The organism is Vibrio sp. 1288, assembly GCF_033344475.1.
This window is the reverse complement of record NZ_JAWPOX010000506.1, coordinates 1-710: the sequence shown is the minus strand read 5'-3', so window position 1 is coordinate 710 and position 710 is coordinate 1. Positions and strand designations below refer to the sequence as shown.

Annotated in this window: 1 protein-coding gene; it reads right to left on the bottom strand. The window is 47.5% G+C overall.

Annotated features, from left to right (window positions below; translation table 11 throughout):
* Positions 1-709 (bottom strand): HlyD family secretion protein (locus R8O11_RS27670; RefSeq protein ID WP_318194931.1); only part of this gene is annotated, 709 nt, incomplete at its 3' end.
* Position 710 lies beyond the last annotated feature (1 nt).

Below are 710 nucleotides of genomic sequence, written 5' to 3'. Positions count from 1 at the left end.
AATGACGCAAACTTTTCTCGCGAAAGTCCGCAATAATATCAACTTGATCCGAAACCAGTGCGATAAGTGGCGTCCCCGCAGCGGCGTAAGCACCTGTCTCTAACTGCAAGTTCGTGATAACACCATCGTGCTCAGCACTTACTTGAGTGTAAGAAAGGTTAAGCTCAGCTTGTTTTAGCTGGTTCTGAGCAACACGCACGTTGACGTTAGCTTCGCCGAGCTCGCCGCGGCTTACTTCTAGCTCTTTCAGGCGGGCTTTTGCTGCTAGCAAATTCGCTTTTGCCGCTGTTGCGCTACTCTGCGCATCATCTCGTTGTTGTTGAGACGTACCGTTTCGGCTGAACAATGTATTCAGTCGATTGGCTTCACGGATTTTTTGCTCAGCGACGATTTTACTCGCTTCCACATCCGCTTTGGCTGCCGTGATAGAGGCATCCAACTGCTCATTGTTTTGGATCACTTGTTGTAAGTTTAATTGCGCTTTTTCTACCGCTAACTTGTATGGCTGCGGATCGATTTGGAACAACAAGTCGCCTTTTTGAATTTCTTGGTTATTTGCCACATAAAGATGGGTGATTTGCCCATTAACACGGGGGGCGACCTTAGTTACCACTCGGGTAGCCATCGCCTGAGGAGTTAACGGCATTGCTAAATCAGCAACAAGAAAATAGGCAAAGACAAGGACAAACGCGACGCAAGAATATTTGATC